A 15,953-nucleotide genomic window follows, 5' to 3' on the forward strand; every position below is an offset into this window, starting at 1 on the left:
GAAGCTGACTGCGATATGAAGATCGGTTCCATCGTGCCTGCAAGCGATGCCTCTTCTCTGGAGGCTTTGCTGCCACGTTCGATCTGGGCGGGACTGGATGCGATCGATCCTACTCCGATGAAGCATTTCATCTGGAACGAAGCCTGCTTTGCGACGATGTACCGCAACCGCAAGGCCGTTCTGCTTACCACCGACGGGGGAATTGCCGCCTTCGTCCGCAAGGGGGCGGTGCCGACCCTGTTCCTGGCAGGTGCCGAGGAACTGGCCGAACCGGCAGAGGCGGCCTACGCCGATGCAGGAGCAGCGGAGCGGCTTGCCGATGCCATTCTGGACCATCGCCTGCCGGTGAAGCTGGGGCAGCCACCTGCGGGAACGATCTTTTCGGAGATCTTCGTGGCAAAGGCAAAGCGGCGCGGCCTGCTGGTGACGGCGCCGACCGAAGGGTCGCCCTACATCGAACTTGACGAGAGCTGGAAGGATGCCCTCGCGCGCTTCAATTCGCGCAGACGTGCGGATTTTCGCCGGATGCGCCGCCGTGCCGAGGAAGGCGGCGAAGTCACTTTCGAGTTTCACGAGCCTGGCCCCGACGAGGCTGAAGCGCTGCTCGAGCAGGCGATCGAGGTGGAAGCGAAGAGCTGGAAATCGCGCACCCGCACCGCGATTGCCGACAACAAGGTGCAGCTCGACTTCTTTCGCCGCTATGCGCGGCTTGCCGCGCAGGAAGGCATTTTCCGAATTGCCTTCATGAAGATCGGGACAGAGATCGCCGCAGCCCAGATCTGCGCTGAATGCGACGGCAGCTTCTGGCTGTTCAAGATCGGCTACGACGAGCGCTTCTCCCGTTGTTCCCCGGGCCAGCTCCTGATGCTCGAGAGCATACAACGCGCCGCGACCCTGGGTTTGAAGCGCTACGAGTTCCTCGGCAAGGCGGCGGGCTGGACTGCCTTCTGGACGTCAAGCGAGCGCCTGCGGATGAAGCTCAATTACTACCCATGGAACCTGCTGGGTGCGGCAGCCCTCGCGAAGGATGCTGCCGCGATGGGACGCAAGAGGATCAGCCGGTTCCTAGAAGGTCGCAAGGAAGAAAGATCGCAAGATGGGAACGGCTAAATCCTTCAACGGCATCTTTGCCTTCCTGATGCTGCAGTTCCTGCTGCTCCTGCTGCTCGAACTGACCGACATCAGCCTGTTCATCAGCGAAGCCTTTTCCTTCGCCGGGCCGATGGGGATGGCCGAGCACTTGTTGCTTGTCTCCGCGATCCTCGCGCTTCTGTGGTTCGCGTGGTCCGCCCTGCTGGAGCCGGTGGAGATCTATTGGGGCACGAGCGCCAAGGTACGCATGCGCAAGTGGATGCTGCCGATGCTGCTGGCCATTGCCTGCATGTTCGCCGCGACGGCCGTGATCGTACTGGTGACCCACCGGGCATCGCCCGGGGGCGTCGAATCCTCGATCGTGTCCTTCGTCCTTCTGCTCGTGCCTACCGCGGTGACGGCGTTGCTGCTGGTTTCGGCATTGCGGCGTTGGCAGGCGATCAATTCCGGCATAGCGATCATGCGCGAGGCCCTCGAAATCAACGGAGCCCCGGCAGAACTGGGCCGGGTCAGGGCCTCGATCGACTGGGAGGGCAGTGCATCTGCGGTCTCGGTGCGACCCAATCCGCAGGGCTTCACTTTCGCCGGCCTCACCTCCAGGCCTTGGCACGATCCCAAGGACTTTGCCTGGCTGCCCGCCTTCGTCGACGCGGTGGATGACGTGCGGGCCGAGGCCGAGGCCGTCCTGCTCGATCACGAGACGCAGATCGAACATTATCACTATGTCGGCCTCGACGGTGATTTCTGGCGCAACTTCAGCTTCGTCAAACGGCACGAGGAAGTGCCCGAGAACCTTGCCTTGTGCCCGGTTGTGGCCGGCTTGCTGAAGACGATTCCCGGGTATCCGGCCTTCCGCGACGCTATGTTCTCGATTCTCGGGCCCCGCGGTTTCATTCGCCCGCATCGCGACGTCTCCAACGTCTTTCTCACCTTGCACCTGCCGTTGATCGTTCCCCTCGGCGGGCACATCGAGGTCGGCGGGATTCGGCGCGAGTGGCGCTACGGCGAGCCGCTGATCTTCGATTCGTCCTATGCGCACGAGGCGGAGAACACTTCCGCGCAACCGCGGGTCGTGCTGCTGGTCGATTTCCCGCACCCCGAACTGACGAGGGCGGAATGCGACTGGATCCAGGCCTCGAAAATCTAGCTTGCGAACGCAAGCACGGGATCAAGGGTGATACATTGAACACGCAGTGCATTGCATTCGTCACCGACCAGAACTTCTTCCTGCCGACTTTCGTTGCGGCCATTCTGGCCCGCAAGCACTGCTCGCCCGACACCGACGTCGTGATCACCTTCACCGAAGCCTCTTCAGGTCGCCAGGTCGCACAGGACCTGTGCGCGAAGGAAAATATCGTCTTCCGGGATACCAGCGCCTTCTTCAGCGAGCGGTTGTCGGTGCTCGACAAATCGAAATTCGCTGGCCGGATCAGCATTGCCGCCATGGGGCGCCTGCTGTTGCCTGCGGTGCTTCCCGAAAGCTACGAGCAGATCATATACCTGGATGGCGACGTGCAGGTCGTGGGGCCGCTCGATTACCTCGAGAACTACAGAGTGCCCGAGGGCAAGTTTCTCGCCGCACTGGACTATGTTCCGGTGCTCGCTGTCCTGAATGGAGCGAGCCATGAGGACTATTTCAATTCCGGTGTCATAAAGTTCAACCGGAACGGCTGGATCGGACGCAGGGCCTTCGATTTCTTTGTTGAGAACGGCGGGGCCTATCACGATCAGGGAGCGCTGAATGCCGTAAAGGGGGACGCCTGGATCCCGATTTCCAACAAGTGGAACTTCCCGCGTCAGTTCATGCACCTCGTCGACGAGGAGGCGCCGGCGATCATCCATTACATGTCGCACCCCAAGCCCTGGGACGGCGTGTTCTTTCCCTGGGGCCGGCGCGAGCACGATGTCTATCGCGACTATCTGAGGAAGTATCCGGAGCTACGCCGGTTTCGCAAGGGCATCTCGCTGGCGCGGCGGGCGCTCTATCGGTTCCGCTCGTGGGACATGCGCCGCAGGAACGAATTCCGGCACTGTTCCGCCAGACTGACTTCAGTTCTCTATTGAGCTTTGACAGGACGGCGCGCGAAGCGGGCCGTCAACTGCGATGGCAGTCGGGTTGTTGCGCGGCGTAGCATGCGGACGCGGGCTAGTGCGCCCGAACCCGGTCCAAGCGGCGCCCGCTTTCAGTTCATGCGGTTTTCGGACTCGATCTGGTCTGCCACCGTACGCAGCAGCGAGGGTAGCTCCGAGCGCATCCCGAGCATTTCGTACATGTTGAGCGTGGCGCCCAGCATGGCGAGTGCGACCGTGGACGCCGGAGAGCCATTCTTTATGAGTTTGGCATAGCCATCCATCAGGGACTCCGCCACCTCGACGAAGTCGACGAAGTTCGAGGAACTTTGATCTGCGAGCAAGCGTTGTAGTCCTCTCATTATTTTTGCAGATCGATCGTCAGACGATGTCATCGGCGCTCATCCAACCCAAGCTGCAAGCGATTGCTGCAGCGCGTACACATTATGCCGAGGCCCCCAGCTCGACGTCGGCTTCCACAGGACAATCGGGAAATGTGCAATACCAGCAGATAGATGCCTCTGCGGCTTCCGCGCCCGTTATCCGAAATCACCCGTTAGGTTCTATATGCAATACTCTTAGCATTGTCCGGCGCGTCGGCGGAACGGGTAAACGGGCTAAGACTCGTGGATAAGTCCCGTTTTGCGCACTAACTTGCTGATCCTTCTCTTATTAACTTGCATGGCCGACCCTCCATTTATTTCTGCAAGTGATCCCAGGCACCTCGTTATCGGTACGGTGTCCCAATGTGTTGTTCATGCGTTCATTGGCTGATCCCGCAATATCATGCGAAACTTGCAATTGTTGGGTGCTATGCGCGCTCCAGCTCGGTGAACTGTCTGAATTTCTGTCCGAAACTCTGCGGTGAGAATTGTGCCGCACGCTTGATCGCATGGCGGGGGTCGAACTCGGGCAGAAACGCCTCCATTGCCGCGACCGCGTCGACCAGTGCATCGGTTTCCTGGCTTTCGAAATAGATCCCGGTCCGGCCGTGTTCGACCGTATCGAGCAGGCCTCCGCGCGCGTAGCCGACGACAGGGCGTCCCGATGCCATGGTTTCGACCGGAGTGAGGCCGAAATCCTCCTCCGCGGTCATCACCAGCGCGCGGCACCGGGCATAGGCTTTGACAAGCCCAGCGAAATCGAGCCGGTCGACGATGCGGATGTTGTGCCGGGCCCGCGCCTTGAGCGCTTTCGACATGCCGCCGGTGCCGACCATGAGCAGGGGCAACCCGTTCGCATTGAAGGCGTCCACCGCAAGGTCGGGGCGCTTGTAGGGCACCATCTGGCCGACCCAGAGGTAGTAGTCGTCGATCTCGGTCGAAGGCGTGAACAGACCGGTTTCGACCGGCGGGTGGATGACTTCGGCCTCGCGCCGCCAGACCTTGCGGATGCGCTGACGGATGAACTGGGAATTGGCCGCGAAACGGTCCACGCGCGCGCTGGAGCTGACATCCCAGGCGCGCAACCGGTGGTACATCATCGGCATCGCGCCGCGGGCCAACCAGTTCGCCTCCTTCTTGTAGCGATGGTAATGGTCCCACAAATAGCGCATCGGCGAATGGCAGTAGCAGGCGTGAAGCGCGGTCGGCGCGGTGATGACGCCCTTGGACGGCCCCGCTTCGCTGCTGATGACGAGGTCGTAGCCGCTCAGGTCCAGTTCCTCGAGGGCCATCGGCATCAGCGGCAGGTAGTATTGGTAGAGCTTCTTCGAGAGCGGCATGCGGTCGATGAAGCTGGTCGTCACTTTGGCCGCGCGAATTTTCGCGGAGACTGCATCGGGATCGTAGACGTGGGTGAAGATGTCCGCCTGCGGATAGAGGTCCAGCATCTGCTCCAGCACCCGCTCGCCGCCGCGCATGGAAACCAGCCAGTAATGGACTATCGCCACGCGGGGCTGCGAGAATGGCGCGGCGTCCGCGGACGCGCGCCAGTCGCTGCGGCTGGCGACGACGTTCATGAATAGTACTCGCTGTACTTGCTGTAGTAGAACGAGACGTCCTCGCGGTCGAAGTAGGCTTTCTTGCGCAGATCGACCTGGTTGAGCGCGACGCCCACGACGTTGACCAGCTTCTTGGGCAGGCGCGCGCGGGCGGTGCGGATCGCGAAGCTGGAGGTCTTGCACCAATGCGCGGCGAGGACGACCGCATCGGCCTGACAGGCAATCGAGCGGGTGGCGGCGATCGGCAGGATCGGCGGCAGGTCAAGGATGATGCGATCGAAATGCGGCCGCAGCTTTTCCAGCAGGTCGATGAAGGGCTGTCCAGTCAGCAGCTTGTCCGGTCCGTCGGATTTGGGCCCGAGCGGAAGGACGCACAGCACGCGGTCTCGCAGAAGCTCTTCCACATCGAGCGGCGAAGTGCCGTTGAGTACCTCGATCAGGCCTGGCTGATCGGGGCCGACGTCGAGCAGGCGGCTGATCCCGCGGCGGCGCAAGTCGCAGTCGATCAGCATCGTGCGCTCGCCGTCGGCTGCCAGCACATGGGACAGGCAACACGACAACACCGTCTTGCCTTCGCCAGGAAGCGCCGAAGTGATGGCAATGACCTGCGCCCGGTTCATCGTCGCCTGGTCGATGGCCGTGCTCAGGACCCGGAAGGATTCTGTGAATACCGACTTGGGATTGTCGCGGATTGCCGAAATGGCATGCGGCTTGCCTTCGTGGACCGAGGCCAGGAGCGGAATCGAGGCGAGGCAGTTCTCGCCCAGATCGTGTTCGACCTCATGCGCCGACTTGATGCCGTGGAACAGCGCATCGGCGATATAGGCTGCAATCACGCCAAGCCCGAGACCGATGACCAGTGCGAGCGCGAGGTTCAGCTTCAGGTTCGGGGAGATCGGCTTCATCGGATCGTTGGCAAGCGAGAGGATCCGGGCCATCGGCTTCGAGGTGCCCTCGGCCGCGAGCAATTGCTTGTAGCTGTTGAGATAGGTCTCGTAGATGCCCTGCGACGCTTCGGCGGAACGCTCAAGCTCGCTGAGGCCAACCATCGCCGCATTGTTCGAAGCAAGCTTGGAGCGCGCGTTCGACAGGCTGCCGGCGATCGAGGCGAGGCGATCTTCCGATACGTCCTTCTTGGCGCGCAAGTTGGAGATGACCCGGCCGATCTCGTCCTGGATCTGTTGGCGAACCTGCGCGAGCTGGTTGCGCGTGCGGATGAGCTGCGGGTGATTGGGGCCGTAGCGAGCTTCGAGGCTTGCCACTTCGCCGGCCAGCGTGCCTTCCTGCGTGCGCAGCGAGGAGACGACCGGCGAATCCAGCGCCTCGCCGACGTCGTCGCCGGAGGAGCCCGAGCGCAACTGCCCCAGTGCGGTCTGCAGGCGCGCACTGGCCTCGGCAGCCTCTGCCCGGGCGCGTGTCATCTCGAGATTGTAGTTGGAGATTTCCTGTTCGGTCAGCGATGCGCCCGAAGTGCTGAGCAGGTTGTTGGCGATACGGTATTGCTGCAGCGCGCTGGTGTCGGCCTGGGCCTGTTCGCGCAGGCTGACGAGGCGGTCCTCGACCTGCTTGCGGATCTGCGAATTGCGCTCTTCGTCCTGCGAGGTCTGCCAGTTCGCGAACTGGTGGGCGTATTCGTTGACGATCTGGCGCGCATCGCTGGGCACGGCGGCATCATAGGAAATCGTCAGCGCGAAGCTGGTGCCGGTGCGCTGGGCATTCACCTTTTCCTGCATGAGATCGAAGAGCGTGCGCTGCTCCTCTGCATCCAGGCCCTTGTCGATTTTCAGCGCATCGGCGACGCGGCGCGCCATCTGGCGGGACTTGATGATCTCCACCTGGGTGTCGACCAGCTGGCTGGTCAGGGGCACCGGGGCGGTCGGGGTGTCATCCGCGCTGGGCAAGCCGCTGCTTTGCTCGACCAGCATGACGGTCGCTTCCGCGCGATAGACTTTCTTCGACAGCAGACTGATTGCCAGTCCTGCCAGCAGGCCGAGCAGCGCGAAGGCGATGATGATCTTCAGGCGTCGGCGGAAGAAGCTGATGCTTCCGCTGAGATCGAGGCGGTCAGCCGAAGCCAGCGATCGTCCGGTGGTCCTCTCGAGCGCCGACGAGCCCGATTCGGCCCCGGACGCAACAATTTCACGTGATCCGCTCATTGTCATTCTCCAGCGCGCGGATTGCGGTCCGTACGCGTATGGCCGGGCTGGATCGTCACAATGCGACCCTTATGCCGGCCGAAACCGATGCGCCGCTGTAGCTGCGGCCGCTCGCGCCGCCGGTCTGCTTGCGGTAGCCGCCTTCGACCACGGCGGAGATGTTCCTCGTGATGCGGTACTGGACGTTGCCGTAGCCGGTGTAGCGGCGATCGGTTCCGGACAGTCCGCGGTAATCTTCGCCGGTGTAGACGGCCCCTGCCTCGACGAGCATCCGGTCGCCCAGTGCACGTTGCACCTTGAGCCGGAAATCGCTGCGCACGATCGCGGGAATGTCGCTCAAAGGGCTGGAATCGACGAACCGCTCGCCGCTGGCCGTAAGCTTCCATTTCGGTGTCGGCGTCCAGGTTGCCTCGACGCGGTAGTTCAGGCCGGTTGCGGCCTTGGTGCCCGGTGCGTCGAACTTCTGGTGAATATAGCCAACCGCGGCGATCACATCGACCAGCTTGCTGACTTCGTAGTGGATGCCGGCAAGCGCCGAATAGCCGCTGGAATCGCGTGAGACGCCCGGGTTCTGGTCGTAAGTGACATCGTTGACCGAGAATTCGCTGTACAGCCGCATGACCGGCGACAGGCGATAGCTGGCCTTGAGCGTGGCCTTCTTGATCTCGGCGTCGCGAAAGCTCAGGTCGATGCTCGTGTCGTTGACGCTCGCGTTGAGGTACTTGCGGCGGGTAAAGGAGCCGGCGAGGCCGGCTTCCAGAATGCCGCCGGTGCGTTCGATGCTGCCTTCGACGTACTTGTCGTCGAAGCGGACCGGGCGGTCGGTCAGGAACTGGTCCCCGGCGGTGCCGCGAATCTCGATTCCGCGCAGATATCCGCCGCGCGCATAGACGTCGATGCGATCGCCCAGGTCGAGATGGGCGTGCCCGTCGACATGATAAGTCGTGGAGTTCTCGGCGGATGTGTCCGAATATTTGCGGGCCGTAACCCCGGCGCGCACGCCTGCTTCGTGACGCGCGAGGTTCGTGGTCAGGTGGAATTCGGACTGGATGAGGGCGCTGGTGTCGTTGGTCCGGTTCCGATCGACGTTGTAGATGTTGGAATCGTACACGCCCTGAAGGACCGAGGTGTTGTAGAGCAGCACGCTTCCGGAAAGCGGTACGCCGGCGCCGCGTTCCGGCTCGAAGATGTCGGTGGGCGTCTCGACAACGTCGACCGCCTGCGCCGAGGCAAGGCGGGGCATCGCAAGCAGGGCCAGGAAAATGGCGCCGCGTGCCGCGAGCGAGGGCCTGGACCTGTCGCCGCCCGGGGTGCCCACGTAGATCACCTGCTGGACCAGCCTTTCACGCTGTTCCCCTTGCGAGAAGGCCAGGCGCAGGATCAGCGGGATCGTCTCCAGCAGGCCGACACATCGAGACGTCGAGAGGCGCGTCCGATTCGCCGCAAAACCCGCGGATTTGCGCAACCCGAAGCCGCTTTGTGCGTTGACTCGGCGCCTGATAGCCGGAATGATTAAGATTGGCTGGATCAAGCTGCCCAAAAGGAGTAGAGCGCGACTTGTGATGGATAGCGTAATTGCCATGACCGAACCGACCACGGAGAAGCGATCCGCCGCGCAAGCGCCTTCGCGTGGCCCACGGCGCAGTTTCGCGCGGGGCCTTGCGATTGCATTGCCCGCGGCGGTTGTTCTGTGGGCTCTGGTCTTCTGCCTGCTCACCTGATTTCGTTCCCCCATCAACAAGCGCCCTTCCGAGCCAGCACGGCCGGAACCGTCGCGAGCAGAATGCGCAGGTCGAGCTTGAAAGACTTGCGCCGCGCATAGAGACGGTCGGTTGCGACCCGCCGACGATAAGAAACCTCGCTGCGTCCGGTCACCTGCCACAGGCCCGTGAGGCCCGGCTTCGAGGTCAGGTAGCACGAGGCATGGCGCCCGTAGTGCCGCAGTTCGTCATAGACGATGGGCCGCGGGCCGACGAGCGTCATCGATCCCATCAGCACATTGAACAACTGCGGCAGTTCATCCAGGCTGGTCCGGCGCAGGAAGTCGCCGAGCGGTGTCACGCGCGGATCTTCGGCCAGCTTGTGCATGGCTTCCCATTCGCGCCGCATCTGCGGGTTGTTGGCCAGCAGGACGACGAGGCGCTCCTGCGCGTCGCAGTACATGGAACGCAGCTTGAAGCATTTGAAGGCACGGCCGTTCTTGCCCACCCGCTGATGCGCGAATATCGGCGGACCCGGGTCATTTATGAGGATGACGGCGATCAATACGACGAATACAGGCAAGAGCGCGATGATGAGGGCGAGGGCGCAGACGATGTCACGTATCCGGCACAGCCCGAAGCGGGGAGGATCTCCGCTCTGTGCGGTGACCAACCTCGACCGGACCGCAGTGTCTGCGGTCCCGGCGGCGCTGCGCACCGCTTCGAATCGAGGTTTCGAGATCAGCGCCGCCTCGGCGGCGCTGGACGATGACACGGCAATGCAGGAGCCATATGCTTCATCCCCCTCGCTCCCTTTGCGTGACATGTCTGTGCTTGTTGTGTGCATCTCTCGATCTATTCGACCAGTCATTCCTGCCACCCGCCTGCGTTCAAAAATGATCGCAGACCGCACCCTGACGATTTCCCAGATTGGGGTGCCGCACAACCGGGCATCCGGTGTAGCGCCTTTCTACCCAATGAGGCTAAACCGGTCGTCCGAGTGGTGTTCCCATTCGCTCTAAATGGTCGTTTCAGGCTGTTTAATTGGCGGTTACGATAGCCATACGCGAGGCTCGATAAGTGAGTCCGCGTCCCCGTTTGTTGCATTTCGGGATTGAGGAGATCGTTGATGCGTCCCCAGGATCGCAGACTTTGCAAAAGGTCCCACCTGCTTCTTTCGGGAATCGTTCTGGGCACCCTGCTCGCAACAGCGCCAGCTCAGGCAGGCCTGCCGCTCAGGTCGGCACAGGAGGCCAACGCCGGGCTCGTTTCCGGTTACCAGGTTTCGACCGGAGACAAGCTGCGCATAACCGTGTTCGACGAACCGACCCTCACCGGCGACTACGAAGTGGGTGACGATGGCGCCGTGGCCTTTCCGCTGATCGATCCGGTCGATGTGAACGGGCTGACCACCAGTGAACTGGCCAAGGCGATTTCCACCCGCTTGCAGAAAGGGGGCTATGTTCTCGTGCCGAAGGTGGCCGTCGAGGTGACCGAGCACCGTCCCTTCTACATCCTCGGGGAAGTGACCAAGCCGGGCGAATATCCCTATAGCGGCGAGCTTACGCTCAACCAGGCCGTGGCGAAGGCGGGAGGCTTCACGGCCCGGGCAAACAAGCGCGTGATCAAGCTTCAGCGCCAGAGCGCGCAAGTCGCGACGCGAATCAAACTGGACGGAACGCCCCTGAAGATCGCACCGGGAGACACCATCATCATCCAGGAATCTTTCTTCTGATCACAAATACCCGTTAACCGAGGGCTGCAAACTGATCCAAAGCTGGACTCCGGCACTCTTCGTTCGGATATACCCAGAAAGAGTTATATCGGCCTTAACTCCATGTAAAAGCGTACCTTTACTGGAGGTATCTGGCATGCTTGTCCCATAATACGACTAAGCATGTTAGCTGATAGTTGATTCCCATATCAGGTTGCCGCATCGTCTCAGCATAAGAAAAATGGAGTCGCGCTTCCGATCGGTCCGGCATGCTGCTGGACCGTCGCACTACCCTGCGGGGTCAATCGGGGGGACTGCACATGTACAGCGACGTCTGTCTAGTAAGCGAATGCGAAATAACCAGGGAAGGTCTGGGTAATATCCTGAAGTCAGAGGGCTTCAACATTATCGGATCCTATGGGGCCATAAAGGACCTCGAAAAGCAGGATTTCGGAGCCGAGTTCTTCTTCGTTCTCGATGGAATTGCCGCGGATGACCAGTCTGATGCGGTGCAAAAGGTGAAGGCGCGGTTCGATACCGTTCCCGTTGTTATCCTGTCGGAGCGATTCGACTTCAACACGATGCTGGAATGCTTCCAGTCCGGCGCACAGGGGTATATTGTGCGTTCGATGAAGGCATTGCCGCTGACGACATCCTTGCGGCTCGCCGCCATGGGTGAACGCGTACTGCCGCCCGATCTTGTCGATGTGTTCGAGCAGCAGACATTCACGCCGGTACTGCGTACCGCGGAAAAGCCGGACGAGGAAGTCAACCGAGCCCGCCTTTCACCGCGCGAACTTGATGTTCTGTGCTGCCTGATGGCAGGCTATTCGAACAAGGTTATCGCTCGCGAACTCATGGTTTGCGAAGCGACGGTCAAGGTTCATGTGAAGGCCATCCTTCGCAAGCTCAATGTCCATAACCGGACTCAGGCTGCGATCTGGGCCAGCTCACGCGGGCTGTCCGACATGGAACTGCATGCCTGAGGACAGGTGTCGGGGGCGTCCTGGGCGACTCGTCACCGGATCTTGAACAGGCGGGCCATCCCCGGCCCGCCTATTCCTGTTAAGGGCCGGTCCTCGTTCGTGAAATGCCGCGCCGGACTGCAGGACATGTCGATTTTTCGAGTGCCGTTCAGTCAGTGCTTGCGGTCAGCGATTGCGCATGAGCTGGTCTAGCGCCTTGCGATCCCTGGGTAGGCACTGATCCTCCCTGGGCCGGGCGGTCCGATCGCAATCCCATAGAATGACTTCCATTCCCGAGGCGCGATCGCGCACGAACAGGAACAGCGGGCGCTCCATCTGCGCCGGTATGAGGTTCGTGTTGCGGCTCAGCTCAGAGCCTTGCCCGTACCCCATGACCATGCAGGCCGGCTTTTTCAGGCACTGGGTCAGGGCAGTGACGGCCCAAGGTCCACTCGGCGAGGTCGGGTCGAGCCCGATCAAATGGGCTTGGCTGACGCCGACCGGGATGACCGGCGAGACCGCAGCTGCATCGAGTGCGGCCGCTTGCGGAGGGATGAGCGCGGCGGCCTCGCCCTGCGTTTCCGGCCGCGGCCGGCCCTGTGCCAATTCGGCCTCATTCGCTTCGCCTCCCGAATTCCGGTTCCTGGCGAGATGGCCGCGGCCGCCTGGCCAGCGGTAGAAGATATGGACACCGATCTGGCTGACCTGCTGCAGCGCGCCGCTCCACCAGGGCGAGACATAGTCTGCATGGTAATGCGTGGCCTGTCCGACGGTATCGTCGACCGAGCCGGTCAGCGCCTTCTCCGCCAGGGCCTGCGCCAGCGTCCACTGCCGCGGCGAGGGGAAACGGCGCTGCATCGATCCGTCGCAAGTGAAGGTGAACTGGCATCCGGTCGTGCGCTCGCTGCCTTCAAACACGACGCCGCACACGGAACTGGGAAAGGTGGGGTGGCGGACGCGGTTGAGGACGACCTGCATAACCGACCTCTGTCCTTCCGGATCGTTTCCGGCTTCGTACCACGCAGCGGCGGCCAGGCAATTGACGGCACGTTCGCGGTCGCTGGTCGTCCCCTTGTAGAAAAACGGCGCTGCACTGCGAGGCTTGGCATAGGTCACAGTCAGCATGGCCGGTTGTTGCGGCGAGCCGACCCAGTGTGAAGCCGGCAGTGCGGCCTGGACCAATTTCGCGGATCTGACCGATGCCGGGGGAACTGTATCGCCGAGGCGCGGTATCGCCTCGTGGCGCGTGGGTGCCGGGCTGGCGCTGTGGGCCAGCATCATCACCATCACGAAGACGGGAACGACCCCCGCGACCGCGTACTTCGTCTCACGGTCGAGGAGCATCTGCTTCACGTGTTTGGCCGGCGTTGCCGCCATGCGCGAACGGGCGAAACCTGGGGGGGCGGGAAACTTCACGGGAGGCAGGATGCTGTTGATCGGATTGGCTTGCCAGCGAGCTTTTGGAGTAGGCGACGGAGCGTTCGAAGTAGAGGGCGATAAGTACCGCAGGACTGGGGATAGTTCCTTGGGAATGCCCCTTTATTCCGCGTTGCCGGCTGGGCTCGCACAACCGGCCATGGCTGGATTCGGTAGGTCGCACGCGAAATGGGTATGGCCGGTCAGCGATGTTAAGCCAATGCGGTCAGCCCGAATGAAAACCTATGACTTCAGAAGCTTTTGCGCGGCCGTGCAGAGCAGCTTTTCGTCGTTCGGCACTTCGCCGAGCAGCGCGATGGTGCCGTCGGGCATGCGACGGGCGATGACGAGGGCGAACTCTTCGCCTTTAGGTGTAATCGCCTGGGCGGGTACTGCGGGAAGCTCCCGCAGCTTGCTCTCGATCCTTTCCATCCTCGACTGGCGCGGCGCCCCGACCTTGCGCTTGCGTGCGCGCTCGGTCTTGACGATGCCCTTGAGTCCGCCATCGTAGGTGAGCAGATAGGCGACGAAGCCACCGGCCGCCACGCCCTTGCGCCGGCCATGGGCCAGCGCAGTTGCATATTCGGCAAGCCGCGAGCGATCGTAATGGCTGCCGAAGACCAGTTTTACGATCGGTGTCATCGGCGCACGCGCCTGCATCGTCAGACCCGCTTCCAGAACCATGCGTTCCAGCCGGTCGGGTGCGTCGAGAGCATAGAGTGAAAAGTCATAGGCCGCGCCGATCGCCTTATAGAGGGCGACATGCGATCGTTCCTCGCTTGAACTGGCCGCTTCGACCTGATGGCGCGCCTCTTCCAGCGACATCAGGAACTCGTCGTAGTTGATCAGCAGGTTTTCGTCCGCCGATGGCGCCTCGAACGTCTCGGTCAGGAGGAGCGGCTCATCCTCCTCGAGCTTGCTCGCCTTTACCTCGTCCTCGGCCGGTATCTCGGCACTGATCGGCAGGAGATACGGCTTCATGGTCGCATCGTGGGGGCGCTGCGGCAGCGGTGCGGCAACGCGGTCGCGATCCCCGGACACGCAGACGAAAAGCACCGGCGGTTGCTGCGGCGCTGTTGCCAGCCGCGGCATCTCTTGTGGATTGAACTCCTGTTCGAGCAGAAGTTCGCCAAGCTCCTCGGCCTGTTCGAGCGGCTGTATGGGCTGGTCGAGATTAAACATGACGTCGACCAGAAATGTCCCCCGCTCGCGCCCGAGAAAGGGTAGGGCCAGTCCCCGGCATTCCCTGACCATGCCATTGCAGTCCGTGACGCATTCCTTGAACTCCGTCGCATCGGCTTCTTCGACTGCCTGCTGCGAAATACGATGCAAAAGCAGGACTATCGGGTTCTCGATCGGGAGGTTCGGCCAAGGATCGCCGGAGATCTCCGCCAATTGCGGCGCAAGATCTTCGCCGAGATAGGAAATCGTCGGCAAGGTGATTTCCGGATCCCATGCCACCTGTACGCAGTTTGGCGTGAACAGGCGGGTTTCCTCGATCGCGCTGTGGGCGATCGAGGGCAACTGGTCATCTTCGCGAAGGGCCTCCCAACGGGCATAGGCCAACGCGGCTACCTTGTTGAACCGTTCCCCGGCACCCTCGTCGCGGTCATCCATAATTGCCTCCTTGCCGAGCGGTCCGTCCGCTCGCCAGTCTGACAGTTCAGAAGGATAGACCATGCAAATGACCCTCGGCGCCGGGAGACTGTCGCACTGGTAGGATTCGTATTCCCCCGATGCGCCTATCGTCTCATTGTGAACACAGGCACACAAGTAAGCCCTCGGACTTACCCCAAAGGGCCAGTAATTGCGCCGTCCAGGGTCAAGTATCTCAAGGCGTCTAGGCTTTGCCGCGGGCAAGGGGCGCAGTGGAGACCGGATATTCGGGTCTTGGCGTTGTGTTCAGTCCTCGCGGGCCTCCTTGGCCAGTTCATTGCCGATAGTCTGGGCGCATGCGCGCAGTTTGGGCAGCAACTCTCGCACGGCGTCCCGCATGTCGATCGTCGTGGCGAAGAAAGCGACCGTCAGGCAGCCCCTGATGTCCTTGTCGACGAGAAGCGGCACGGCGATCGATGAGGTCTTGCCCGGGTTGAGAGTGAAGCGATTGTAGCCGCGAGCCGCATACCCGCTGCTGCGCACCGAATCGATCAATCCACCTTCGCGCAGGAGTAGAAGCAGGTTGCGCGTTTCCTCGTCGCCGAAGCGTTCGAGGTTCTCCAGTATGGTTTCGCGTTCGTCTGCCGAGCAGAAAGCCAGATGGACGAGGCCTGCCGCGCAGTCGAGAATCGGCATCGTGTAGCCGGGATGGTATTCGTTGAAAGTCAGCGAAGTCAGCGAATGGGTGGAATCGCGCAGGACCATGGTGCTGCCGACATGGGTTGAGAGCGAAATGGGCCAGCCGATCTCGCGGGTGAGCTGGGCGATGTGCGGGTGAACGGCCCGCACCAGATCGCCGTGGCCCTGAAAACCGTGCGAGAGCGTCTGGACAAGCGCGGTCGGGCGATAGCGCTTGCGACGTTCCTCGCGCTCGATCAGGCCTTCGTGCAGCAGCGTCTGCACGATCCGGCAGGCCGTGGGATAGGGAACCTGCGAGGCCTGCGAAATTTCCATCATGTTCAGCGAACCGGCGCGGTTGATGGCCTGCAGCACGCTGATCGCGCGGCTTATGGCTCGAATGGGAATGCCGCGGCCGCCTGCCGCGCCGTCTTCGGCATCGTTGGCTGTCTCTGGAATTTCGTACGATCTGCGATTGAGCGGGATAATCGCGGATGAAGCCATGCGCTGAATGTCCATTTGCTTGCGGTTGGGAGCGGGGAGTGGAGATCACCAATGCTACAAATGTAATACATATATGGCAAATTCTTTGACCGGACTGGCGACAGGCGCCGGTCGCGGCTT

At 61.8% G+C, this 15,953-nt stretch carries 13 protein-coding genes; 5 read left to right on the forward strand and 8 right to left on the reverse strand.

Going from position 1 to position 15,953, the window contains the following annotated elements:
• The first annotated feature begins 15 nt into the window (after positions 1 to 15).
• The 3 genes from PP1Y_RS11310 to PP1Y_RS11320 are packed head-to-tail and all read left to right on the forward strand — an operon-like array spanning position 16 to position 3,156.
• Complete coding sequence (locus PP1Y_RS11310) at positions 16 to 1,110, forward strand: GNAT family N-acetyltransferase (protein WP_013832351.1); 1,095 nt, start codon at positions 16 to 18, stop codon at positions 1,108 to 1,110.
• Positions 1,097 to 2,239 (forward strand): aspartyl/asparaginyl beta-hydroxylase domain-containing protein, encoded by a 1,143-nt coding sequence (locus PP1Y_RS11315; RefSeq protein ID WP_041558792.1) that lies wholly within the window; start codon positions 1,097 to 1,099, stop codon positions 2,237 to 2,239. The genes PP1Y_RS11310 and PP1Y_RS11315 overlap by 14 nt, the downstream gene beginning before the upstream one ends.
• Positions 2,209 to 3,156 (forward strand): glycosyltransferase, encoded by a 948-nt coding sequence (locus PP1Y_RS11320; RefSeq protein WP_013832353.1) that lies wholly within the window; start codon positions 2,209 to 2,211, stop codon positions 3,154 to 3,156. The genes PP1Y_RS11315 and PP1Y_RS11320 overlap by 31 nt, the downstream gene beginning before the upstream one ends.
• Positions 3,157 to 3,275: 119 nt before the next feature.
• Here the strand turns inward: PP1Y_RS11320 and PP1Y_RS11325 are convergent, their stop codons facing one another.
• From PP1Y_RS11325 to PP1Y_RS11350, 5 genes are all read right to left on the reverse strand, one after another.
• Positions 3,276 to 3,506 (reverse strand): hypothetical protein, encoded by a 231-nt coding sequence (locus tag PP1Y_RS11325; protein ID WP_051010015.1) that lies wholly within the window; start codon positions 3,504 to 3,506, stop codon positions 3,276 to 3,278.
• Positions 3,507 to 3,973: 467 nt separating this feature from the next.
• A complete protein-coding gene (locus PP1Y_RS11330; RefSeq protein ID WP_013832355.1) occupies positions 3,974 to 5,122 on the reverse strand; it encodes a glycosyltransferase in 1,149 nt (382 codons plus the stop codon).
• Positions 5,119 to 7,260 (reverse strand): Wzz/FepE/Etk N-terminal domain-containing protein, encoded by a 2,142-nt coding sequence (locus PP1Y_RS11335; RefSeq protein ID WP_013832356.1) that lies wholly within the window; start codon positions 7,258 to 7,260, stop codon positions 5,119 to 5,121. Before PP1Y_RS11335 ends, PP1Y_RS11330 begins: the two co-directional genes overlap by 4 nt.
• 55 nt (positions 7,261 to 7,315) lie before the next feature.
• Positions 7,316 to 8,725 (reverse strand): outer membrane beta-barrel protein, encoded by a 1,410-nt coding sequence (locus PP1Y_RS11340; RefSeq protein WP_232512626.1) that lies wholly within the window; start codon positions 8,723 to 8,725, stop codon positions 7,316 to 7,318.
• Positions 8,726 to 8,994: 269 nt separating this feature from the next.
• On the reverse strand, positions 8,995 to 9,786 hold the full coding sequence (locus PP1Y_RS11350; protein ID WP_013832358.1) for a sugar transferase: 792 nt from the start codon (positions 9,784 to 9,786) through the stop codon (positions 8,995 to 8,997).
• Positions 9,787 to 10,089: 303 nt separating this feature from the next.
• On the opposite strand from PP1Y_RS11350, the gene PP1Y_RS11355 reads away from it, so the two are divergent.
• Complete coding sequence (locus PP1Y_RS11355) at positions 10,090 to 10,695, forward strand: polysaccharide biosynthesis/export family protein (RefSeq protein ID WP_013832359.1); 606 nt, start codon at positions 10,090 to 10,092, stop codon at positions 10,693 to 10,695.
• Between the two features lie 299 nt (positions 10,696 to 10,994).
• Entirely contained in the window at positions 10,995 to 11,660 is a 666-nt protein-coding gene (locus PP1Y_RS11360; protein ID WP_013832360.1) for a response regulator transcription factor, read from the forward strand.
• Between the two features lie 165 nt (positions 11,661 to 11,825).
• On the opposite strand, the gene PP1Y_RS11365 is transcribed toward PP1Y_RS11360, so the two are convergent.
• From PP1Y_RS11365 to PP1Y_RS11375, 3 genes are all read right to left on the reverse strand, one after another.
• Positions 11,826 to 13,055, reverse strand: a complete 1,230-nt coding sequence (locus PP1Y_RS11365; RefSeq protein ID WP_232512629.1) for a cell wall hydrolase — start codon at positions 13,053 to 13,055, stop codon at positions 11,826 to 11,828.
• Between the two features lie 243 nt (positions 13,056 to 13,298).
• Positions 13,299 to 14,672 carry a hypothetical protein gene (locus PP1Y_RS24655; RefSeq protein WP_148274954.1) on the reverse strand — a complete coding sequence of 458 codons (1,374 nt, stop codon included), beginning with the start codon at positions 14,670 to 14,672 and terminating at the stop codon, positions 13,299 to 13,301.
• 285 nt (positions 14,673 to 14,957) lie between these two features.
• Positions 14,958 to 15,833 carry a helix-turn-helix domain-containing protein gene (locus PP1Y_RS11375; RefSeq protein WP_013832364.1) on the reverse strand — a complete coding sequence of 292 codons (876 nt, stop codon included), beginning with the start codon at positions 15,831 to 15,833 and terminating at the stop codon, positions 14,958 to 14,960.
• Positions 15,834 to 15,953 lie beyond the last annotated feature (120 nt).

It is taken from the genome of Novosphingobium sp. PP1Y (assembly GCF_000253255.1).
In the GTDB taxonomy this organism is placed as follows: domain Bacteria; phylum Pseudomonadota; class Alphaproteobacteria; order Sphingomonadales; family Sphingomonadaceae; genus Novosphingobium.

Bases quoted from the DNA above. Each gene is read 5' to 3' on its own strand.
- PP1Y_RS11335 (WP_013832356.1), bottom strand. From the start codon at position 7,260: ATGAGCGGATCACGTGAAATTGTTGCGTCCGGGGCCGAATCGGGCTCG.
- PP1Y_RS11330 (WP_013832355.1), bottom strand. From the start codon at position 5,122: ATGAACGTCGTCGCCAGCCGCAGCGACTGGCGCGCGTCCGCGGACGCC.
- PP1Y_RS11360 (WP_013832360.1), top strand. From the start codon at position 10,995: ATGTACAGCGACGTCTGTCTAGTAAGCGAATGCGAAATAACCAGGGAA.
- PP1Y_RS11310 (WP_013832351.1), top strand. From the start codon at position 16: ATGAAGATCGGTTCCATCGTGCCTGCAAGCGATGCCTCTTCTCTGGAG.
- PP1Y_RS11350 (WP_013832358.1), bottom strand. From the start codon at position 9,786: ATGTCACGCAAAGGGAGCGAGGGGGATGAAGCATATGGCTCCTGCATT.
- PP1Y_RS11315 (WP_041558792.1), top strand. From the start codon at position 1,097: ATGGGAACGGCTAAATCCTTCAACGGCATCTTTGCCTTCCTGATGCTG.
- PP1Y_RS11375 (WP_013832364.1), bottom strand. From the start codon at position 15,833: ATGGCTTCATCCGCGATTATCCCGCTCAATCGCAGATCGTACGAAATT.
- PP1Y_RS11320 (WP_013832353.1), top strand. From the start codon at position 2,209: ATGCGACTGGATCCAGGCCTCGAAAATCTAGCTTGCGAACGCAAGCAC.
- PP1Y_RS24655 (WP_148274954.1), bottom strand. From the start codon at position 14,672: ATGGATGACCGCGACGAGGGTGCCGGGGAACGGTTCAACAAGGTAGCC.
- PP1Y_RS11355 (WP_013832359.1), top strand. From the start codon at position 10,090: ATGCGTCCCCAGGATCGCAGACTTTGCAAAAGGTCCCACCTGCTTCTT.